This window comes from Synechocystis sp. LEGE 06083 (assembly GCF_015207725.1).
Classification (GTDB): domain Bacteria; phylum Cyanobacteriota; class Cyanobacteriia; order Cyanobacteriales; family Microcystaceae; genus Synechocystis; species Synechocystis salina.
In genome coordinates, this window is the sequence record NZ_JADEWJ010000009.1 from 23430 (window position 1) to 31409 (window position 7980).

Annotated in this window: 10 protein-coding genes; 3 read left to right on the top strand and 7 right to left on the bottom strand. The window is 46.1% G+C overall.

All coding sequences use genetic code 11. From position 1 onward, the window contains the following. Positions 1–18: 18 nt before the first annotated feature. Together IQ219_RS01435 and hsdR are read right to left on the bottom strand one after the other, a co-directional pair. Positions 19–1461 carry a class I SAM-dependent DNA methyltransferase gene (locus IQ219_RS01435; protein WP_194071473.1) on the bottom strand — a complete coding sequence of 481 codons (1443 nt, stop codon included), beginning with the start codon at positions 1459–1461 and terminating at the stop codon, positions 19–21. 46 nt (positions 1462–1507) lie between these two features. After that, a complete protein-coding gene (hsdR, locus tag IQ219_RS01440; RefSeq protein WP_194071474.1) occupies positions 1508–3880 on the bottom strand; it encodes an EcoAI/FtnUII family type I restriction enzme subunit R in 2373 nt (790 codons plus the stop codon). 246 nt (positions 3881–4126) lie between these two features. Here hsdR and IQ219_RS01445 point away from each other — a divergent pair, with 246 nt between their 5' ends. Together IQ219_RS01445 and IQ219_RS01450 are read left to right on the top strand one after the other, a co-directional pair. Beyond that, entirely contained in the window at positions 4127–4684 is a 558-nt protein-coding gene (locus tag IQ219_RS01445; protein ID WP_194071475.1) for a ParA family protein, read from the top strand. 34 nt (positions 4685–4718) lie between these two features. Next, on the top strand, positions 4719–4988 hold the full coding sequence (locus IQ219_RS01450; protein ID WP_194071476.1) for a hypothetical protein: 270 nt from the start codon (positions 4719–4721) through the stop codon (positions 4986–4988). A gap of 195 nt (positions 4989–5183) precedes the next feature. Here IQ219_RS01450 and IQ219_RS01455 read toward each other — a convergent pair whose 3' ends face one another. From IQ219_RS01455 to IQ219_RS20330, 5 genes are all read right to left on the bottom strand, one after another. After that, positions 5184–5468: a hypothetical protein gene (locus tag IQ219_RS01455; protein WP_228016625.1), complete on the bottom strand. Its 285-nt coding sequence runs from the start codon at positions 5466–5468 to the stop codon at positions 5184–5186. A 136-nt stretch (positions 5469–5604) separates the two neighbouring features. Continuing rightward, positions 5605–6309: a hypothetical protein gene (locus tag IQ219_RS01460; protein ID WP_194071478.1), complete on the bottom strand. Its 705-nt coding sequence runs from the start codon at positions 6307–6309 to the stop codon at positions 5605–5607. A gap of 50 nt (positions 6310–6359) precedes the next feature. Continuing rightward, entirely contained in the window at positions 6360–6578 is a 219-nt protein-coding gene (locus IQ219_RS01465; protein ID WP_190595623.1) for a hypothetical protein, read from the bottom strand. A gap of 325 nt (positions 6579–6903) precedes the next feature. Then, positions 6904–7119 carry a hypothetical protein gene (locus tag IQ219_RS01470; protein WP_190595627.1) on the bottom strand — a complete coding sequence of 72 codons (216 nt, stop codon included), beginning with the start codon at positions 7117–7119 and terminating at the stop codon, positions 6904–6906. Positions 7120–7217: 98 nt separating this feature from the next. Continuing rightward, a complete protein-coding gene (locus tag IQ219_RS20330) occupies positions 7218–7349 on the bottom strand; it encodes a hypothetical protein (protein WP_255512793.1) in 132 nt (43 codons plus the stop codon). A 153-nt stretch (positions 7350–7502) separates the two neighbouring features. On the opposite strand from IQ219_RS20330, the gene IQ219_RS01475 reads away from it, so the two are divergent. Further along, on the top strand, positions 7503–7745 hold the full coding sequence (locus tag IQ219_RS01475; RefSeq protein ID WP_190595629.1) for a hypothetical protein: 243 nt from the start codon (positions 7503–7505) through the stop codon (positions 7743–7745). Positions 7746–7980 lie beyond the last annotated feature (235 nt).

Here is a 7980-nt window from a genome sequence, read left to right on the forward strand (position 1 = left end):
AAAGATAATTATATCAGATTAACCCAACGCCTGCACTAATTCCGATTTCAACAATCCTTGAATCTCCTCAACCTGTTGGGAAATTTCCAAAAATTCTGCCATCAAATCCGCTGGATCGCCATGATCAATAGTTTCTTGATGGGGATTTTTGCAATCTAAATTGTAATTACGGTTAATGATTTCCTGCACCGATACCGGCCAAGCATACTCATTTTGCTCTCGGTTATTCCACCAAGCCTTTTCCTGATCAAATTCCTGAATCGTTAGTGGCTTTGAGCGAGAGTAGGACTTATAGCCCGGTGGGTAGGGATGCTCAAAAAACCAAACAGTTTCCGTTGGCGTTCCCTTCTCAAAAAACAAAATATTGGTGGAAATGCTGGTGTAGGGACTAAATACTCCCTTCGGTAAACGGACAATGGTGTGGAGATTAAACCCCGCTAACAACTCCTGTTTCAGGGTTGTTTTTACCCCTTCCCCAAATAAAAAACCATCCGGCAAAACAACTCCGGCCCGTCCCCCCTCATTTTTGAGCAGGTGCATGATCAAACCCATAAATAAATCTGCCGTTTCCCTGGTGCGGTACTTAGTTGGAAAATTTTCCTCAATGCCATCTTCTTCCATACCCCCAAAGGGTGGATTTGTGATGATGAGATCTACTCGTTCTGCTGGCTTGTAATCTCGTAATGGCTTGGCCAAGGTATTGTCATGGCGGATATTGGTGGGCACATCAATCCCGTGCAACATCATATTGGTCATGGCCAGCATGTGGGGTAACGGCTTTTTCTCAATGCCATGCACTGTCGCCTGCAACAGGTTGCTATCGTCGGCGGTCTTCACCTGTTGCCGTAAATACTCGATCGCGCAGGTCAAAAAGCCCCCAGTTCCACAGGCTGGATCAAGTAACGATTCTCCCAATTGGGGGTTGAGAATATCCACCATAAATTGGGTAACTGCCCTAGGGGTGTAGTATTCCCCTGCATTGCCCGCCGATTGCAGATCCGCCAGAATTTTCTCGTAAATATCGTTAAACAAATGGCGATCTTCCGAGGAATTGAAATCCACATCCTCCTCAATAACGTTAATCACTTGTCGCAACAACGTCCCCGACTTCATATAGTTGTAGGCATCTTCAAACACTGAGCCAATTACCTTGCCCTGATTGGATACCCCCGCCGCCGTCGCTAATCCTTTTAAAGTAGGAAATAGATCGTTATTGACAAACTCGACCAACTCCTCCCCGGTCATGCCCTCTTGATTTTTGGCCCAGCTTGACCAGCGGTACTTTACCGCCAGGGGGGACTGATAACCCGGCACTAAAAATTCCCACTCCTGCTCCTTATCATCAAAGATTTTCAGAAATAACAACCAAGTCAACTGGCTAATACGCTGGGCATCCCCATCAACCCCCGTATCCTTCCGCATGATGTCTTGAATGCTTTTAACCAGATTGCCAATTGCCATAGAGTGTTGCTGTCGATAAAAAAAGATCAGTAGGAAAGTTTATTGATTATGCGCTGTAAAGCTCCCTTTCCAAATCCTGTACGGCTTGTTGATAGCCTTTCATACCCCCAAAAGCTTTGACTAACTCCATGGCAGTTCCCATTTCTGTAAATGGGGTAATGTTGAGAATTTGTGGTTCCTCCACCGCCTCAATGCCCTCATCGGCATACTTATCCAGTAACGCCTCTAACACCCGTCGGGCCTGTTCTCCATACTTGGTAAAGTAATTGCGTTTCTTGACCTCCCTTGCCCTTTCCTGACGAGTTAGAGGGGGTTCATCCCAGACCACATGGCAGATTAAATCAAACGGGTCATAATCCTTGCCTACCTCCTCAGCTAGGGCTTCAAAAAAGACCCCCTCTTTTGCCAATTCCTCAATGATGGCCTGTTTCCTATCCGCCTCACCCCAACGTCGCAGAAACTCATCCAAGGATTGATAATCTTTGCTCAGGGTATTACGGGTGTAATCCTTGAGGGATTCCGTGATTAACTTCCCTTCCACGTCGTAATATTGCACCCGCTCTGAAGCCACACTGACTTTGACGTTATCGACTACATACTTAAACTTTGGCTCAGGAGGAGTCCCACCACCACCTGTATCTTCCCCTTCATCATCAGGCGGAATTTCGTCGTTATCTTCTGTTTCTTGATTCTGTTTTTCCTCATCTTCAGTAACCTCTGGTGGCACGATGGGGTCATCCTTGCCGGGTTCATAGACTTGTACCGGATCACCATCAAAGTCTGGGTCAGCAAATAATTTTGTGGCTTGTTTGAAGTCCATGATCGTAAACGACAATTTGTCGTAATCCTCATCAATGCGAGTTCCCCGCCCAATAATTTGCTTGAACTCCGTCATCGACTGAATGCGTTGATCCAGCACAATTAACTTACAAGTTTTAGCATCCACACCCGTGGTCATTAACTTAGATGTAGTGGCAATGACAGGGTAAACACTTTCGGGGAAAATAAAATTATCTAATTCCGCTTTTCCTTCTTTGTTATCTCCAGTAATTCGCATCACATATTTATGATTTTCTGCCACTAAATCACTATTGGCATTGGCGAGGGCTTGCCGCATCCTTTCCGCATGGTCAATATTTTCACAAAAAACAATTACTTTATCAAAACGATTGGTGGCTTTTAGGTATTCGGTAATTTTGGCAGCAACTAATTCCGTCCGCTTATTTAAAATTAAAACTTTCTCAAAGTCCCGCTGATTGTAAACTCGATCTTCAATTTCCTGTCCGTACTTGTCCTTCATTCCCTTAGTGGGTCGCCAACCAGACACATCTTTGTCAATGTCAATACGGATCACTTTATAGGGTGCTAAGAAGCCATCATTAATCCCTTGTCGCAGGGAATAGGTATAAATCGGCTCACCAAAATAATGGATATTAGAAATGATTTTTGTTTCTTTGGGAGTCGCAGTTAAGCCAATTTGGGTGGCACTGGAAAAATAGTCTAAAATACTGCGCCATGCGGAATCTTCAGCGGCACTGCCCCGGTGACATTCATCAATAACAATCAGGTCAAAAAAGCCCGGACTAAATTGTTTATAAATATTTCTCTCTTCCTCGTTACCGGTGACAGCTTGATAGAGACAAAGATAAATTTCATAGGACTTATCTGCTTGCCGCTTTTTAATTTTAGTCATGGCCGACCCAAAGGGCTTGAAGTCGTTGGTCATGGTCTGATCCACCAAGATGTTCCGATCCGCTAAAAAGAGAATCCGCTTTTTGGTTTTAGACTTCCATAACCGCCAAATAATCTGGAATGCAGTGAAGGTTTTGCCTGTACCTGTCGCCATCACCAATAGAATCCGATTCTGTCCTTTGGCGATCGCCTCAATGGTTTTATTGATGGCTAAAACTTGGTAGTACCGAGGGGTTTTCCCACTACCATCACTGTAATAATCCTGGGTAATAATTTTGGTTTGGTCTTCGCTTAGTCCACAATGGTCTGACCACCATTGCCAGAGAGTATCTGGGGAGGGCATTGCCTCAAATTCCAGTTCTCTCTCAATTACCCCATCGGTATTGATTTTGTTATGGAACAGGAGGCGATCGCCGTTGGAGCTAAATACAAACGGCACATCCAGCATTTCGGCATAACCCAATGCCTGTTGCATTCCGTCCCCCACCGTATGGTTATTATCCTTGGCTTCTAAAACGGCGATCGGGATGTTGGGCTTATAAAACAGAACGTAATCTGCCCGCTTATTTTTTCCTCTGGTGTGGAGATGCCCTCGTACAATAATTCGGCCATCGGTAAGGGAAAACTCTTCTCTGATCTGCGTTTGAATATTCCAGCCGGCTTTTTCCAAGGCGGGCGTAATGAACTTGGTGCAAATATCCCTTTCTGAGAGAGACTTCTTTTCCATACTTCAGGAAAGATACATTAGATAAAGTATGGACTTGTACCGAAGTGTAATCAACACCATCTTAAAAAATCCTGATTTCTGGTAAGCCAGCAAACCAGAATCTTCAAATGGCGATCAGTGACCAAGACACAAAAAAGATTCACTCAAAAACTTTTGAGGAACTTGGTATTGCTCTAGGTCGTCCAGAAAACCAGCCATCTGCAAAACCAGATTTAAGGACAACCAGAATCCAAGCCATAAAACCAGATGAAAATCATCACCATCACTGGCTACAAAGGCGGAGTAGGCAAAAGTACAACAGCAATTCACCTTGCAACCTATTTCAGCGAGTTCTATCAGACTGTATTAGTGGACGGCGATCCCAATCGCACCTCATTGAACTGGGCAGAAAGAGGGAATCTACCTTTTGTTGTTGCTGATGAGCGCCAAGCCATGAAGCAAATCTCTGGCGCTGAATTTATTGTTATTGATACCCCTGCCCGACCCAACTCCGATGACCTCAAAGAATTAGCCAAAGGCTGTGATTTACTGGTGCTACCTACCGCCCCTGATATTCTAAGCCTCCAACCCATGTTAGAAACAGCCCAGGATATAGGGGAAGCCAACTATCGAGCCTTAATCACCATTGCTCTACCGCCCCCTAATAGAGACGGAGAAATAATGAAGCAGGATTTACAGGAGGGGGAAATTCCGGTTTTTAAAACCATTATCCGCCGCACGGTGGGTTATCAAAAAGCGGCCCTTGAAGGCAAACCCATTCGAGACCTAAGTGATTCTCGTTTGCGAAGCGCATGGCAAGACTAGAAACAACTCGGTAAAGAAATAAAGGAGGCCCTCAATGTCCGGTAAATTTGGCGAGATTATTCAGAAAGCCAGAAAAGAGGAAAACCAGATTCAAGATGATTCCTATACTGTCTGGGACAAAGAACAATCTGTAAAACCACATGGACAAAAACCCAGTGAGCCAGAAGTTAATCTCTGCGTAAAAGTGCCAAAGTCACTCCGTCAACATTGGGCGGCGGAAGCAAAGCGGTCAGATATAACGATGACATCTGTCATTGTGGAGGCATTAACCCAGAAATTTGGTTTACCAGATAACCAGAAATAACACCCAGAAAATTTACTGCTCTAGGTTATCGACAAAAGGTAATCGCCGTTCCACTCTATGAAGTTAGGGATGGAAAAACTAAAACGTCGGCAACTTTTACGTCAAGTTGACACAGTTCATACGTTTTTAATAATCCACATCGAGATGGACATGTAATCCGTGTAATCTTTTTCCCGTATGGTTTAGGGTTAGTCTTCAGATGTATTTTGAAACCAACTCAGAGCTTGAATATTCTTCATCTAAACCGGTGCCGTTGGGGAAAAATTCAGCAATCAAACCGGGCGGGGCGGGTAGCAGTTCCGGCAGATAGCCAAGTTCCCCAATGAATCCAGGGCGGTGGCAATCTGGCTTGTGTAACCGGCACCATTCCCCGTCATCGTCAATCGAAGCTAACTTCATCAGGCGATCGGGTCTGTCAGGTTCCACCACCCAATCACCAGGCTTAAACCTTCGAGAACTAAGGGCAGATTCTGACTCCACCGCATTCGGAAATACCTTCGGACAGTTAATGATTCGAGACCCTGGGTCAACCAGTACATCATTGTACTGGTTAGGTGTCTACCGCCCTCCCTCTATGCTTTTGGGACATTTCTGGGAGGGGGTGGCGCTCGCCGGTTTAAGAATAGCGGCGGATTTTTACGGCAAAATGTAACCCGTCTGGCTCTGGTTCATAATCACTGGGGAATTCATCAAGCCAAAGCGAGAACTCAGTTAGGTGGTAGCAAATTTCTTTGCTAACGGTTAGCCGGTCAGAGGTGCCGGTTTCACGGGCTAAATAAACTGGGGTTTCCCGCCCGCCGCTTAACATGGCATGGTCAAAATGTCTGACATCAATGCGAATATCAGCCAGAGTCACAGGAACTTCTACTTCCCCTTCCTCCTCGTAATCAATCCGATATAAATCCCCGTGCAAATGGTGGCAGGTGACAAATTCTAAAAATTTCTCTGCTGTATGCCATTTCCACCGGCTTAACACCGCTCGGTCTTGGGGCATTAGTTGGAGGTCAGAATGGGTAATGGGGAAGCGTACCTTTTCCCCCTTCCAGTCAAGTTCATCCCATAAAACAGAGCTGATATTGTTAGCCTTTTGATAGGCTACTATTTGGTCTTGGTATTCCCAAACCCGAGCCATGGCCGCAATACCGGCCCCGCCTTTACCACCCATTGAACAAAGAAATTTGGCTAACTGTGGGGCATCAGGGTCGCTTAAGGTGTCGGCTTCGATTTGCTTACCGATAACATCATCACCAGGGAAACCCCCGATGATGGCATTAGTACGGTAATCATGAATTAATTGAGTTAGTTGCTTAGCGGATTCCATGGCGGCGCAATAAATAATCTTGGACTTTCAGAAGTGGGTGCTGATCGCCGTTAGCAATAATGGCGGCAATTATCAATCAAGGAACGCGCATCAGCCAGAAGGGTTAAAGCAGCTTCCAAGCTGGAACCTATTGCTGATTCTGTTTCCCCGTCAAGGTGGCATTGAGTAGCATCCTTGGCCAGGTGAACAATGCCATAGGCTTGGTCAACTTTTGTCCAGAGTTCAGCGGCGATCTGTTCTGGCAAGTTGATCAGGGTGGTATTTTCCATGGGGGCAATTTCCTCGGTAGTTAGTGATTAATCCCCCTGGGGAGGTGGAAAGTGGCGATCGCCGTTCGATCAAGATCTCGGATTAATGGAAATAATTTCATGTTGATTTCCAAGTAGTAGCAATTGAGCAAGTTTGATTTTTTTGGATGGGGGCAAGCTGGCAATCCAGTTATGAGAGGCCAATTCAGTAGCAGTAAATCCGGCGGGGGCTTCGATGGTGTTCATGTGATTAAATTTCCTTTAGATGTTAGAGCGGGGGGATAATCCCCCATTTTTTTGGGTAACAGTTTTTTGGTGGGGAGAATGTTATCCCCCCCTGGTAGCCCTAGGCTGTGGCCATGGTGGCAGGTTCCAATCCTCCTAGGGCTTGAATTAATTGGGATTTGGTCATGGACTTAACTTTTTTCACCCCCGCTTGACTGGCCAATTTGTACAGGGCACGGACTCCCAGAGTGGAAAGGTTAGTAGCAGGGGCAGTGGTACCGATCGCCGTCTTGGTGGCTTCCTCTTTGATTAAAACGATACAAGCTAGATTTTCCATTTTGATTAACTCCGTAGGTGTGACGATCAGGCGGTGAAGGGATGCCCCGGTAAATGTATCCAGTGGGTAGTTTTACGCCCTGCCCAGGGCTACGGAAACTAGAGCAGTTGATATTTGCTCAGAGCGGCGGCGGCGATCACCTTAGCTTTTTCCCATTGGGCTACCGCATCTTTGGCAGCGGGGGCTTGGGGGGCTTCTAATGGTTGCCTCTCCCTTGCTTTATGCAACAAGTATATCGCATGGTTTCACATGATAGCAACAGGACAACGATTAAACTTTTGTCGCAAAACTAGCGCATGGTATCAGGTAATACTATCAATCGGTATCAGTAGATAGAAAAAGGTTAGGATGTAGAAGCTAGCAATAAATAACAGGTGATACCCGTGAGTATTTCTGCATACGGCAATAAGCAGGTTAACGTCCGCATGGATGACGTTCTGGTGGACAAAATCAAAGCGGCGGCCGAGGCTAATGGCATCGGTGTCCAGGACTGGATTAGAAACGCTTGCCGATCTGCCTTGGGTGAATCCATCCCCGGTGCTATTGGCCGGTCTGAGTTTGAGACGGCGATCTCCAATTTGGCCAGGGAAGTGGAAGATTTAAAAAAGCTCGAAGCCGTCGCCTAGTCCAGTCCCTCACCAAGCCGGAAACCCCCGCAGTGGAACCGGTGGAAGTGGTGGCCCTGATCGCCGTTGGGAAAGAGGGAGGGTTAACCAGTGTTGCCCTAGGGGATAGACCCCATGCCGAGATACGTGTAAAAACCTTCACATGTAGCTGAAACGTTTGTGGAGTAGGGATTTCATGGTGTACTACTAACTACTGTGTGGCTTAAGGATAGGAAAGGGAGTGCCATGATTTCCT

Bases quoted from the DNA above. Each gene is read 5' to 3' on its own strand.
- IQ219_RS01450 (WP_194071476.1), top strand. From the start codon at position 4,719: ATGTCCGGTAAATTTGGCGAGATTATTCAGAAAGCCAGAAAAGAGGAA.
- hsdR (WP_194071474.1), bottom strand. From the start codon at position 3,880: ATGGAAAAGAAGTCTCTCTCAGAAAGGGATATTTGCACCAAGTTCATT.
- IQ219_RS01435 (WP_194071473.1), bottom strand. From the start codon at position 1,461: ATGGCAATTGGCAATCTGGTTAAAAGCATTCAAGACATCATGCGGAAG.
- IQ219_RS01465 (WP_190595623.1), bottom strand. From the start codon at position 6,578: ATGGAAAATACCACCCTGATCAACTTGCCAGAACAGATCGCCGCTGAA.
- IQ219_RS01445 (WP_194071475.1), top strand. From the start codon at position 4,127: ATGAAAATCATCACCATCACTGGCTACAAAGGCGGAGTAGGCAAAAGT.
- IQ219_RS01470 (WP_190595627.1), bottom strand. From the start codon at position 7,119: ATGGAAAATCTAGCTTGTATCGTTTTAATCAAAGAGGAAGCCACCAAG.
- IQ219_RS01460 (WP_194071478.1), bottom strand. From the start codon at position 6,309: ATGGAATCCGCTAAGCAACTAACTCAATTAATTCATGATTACCGTACT.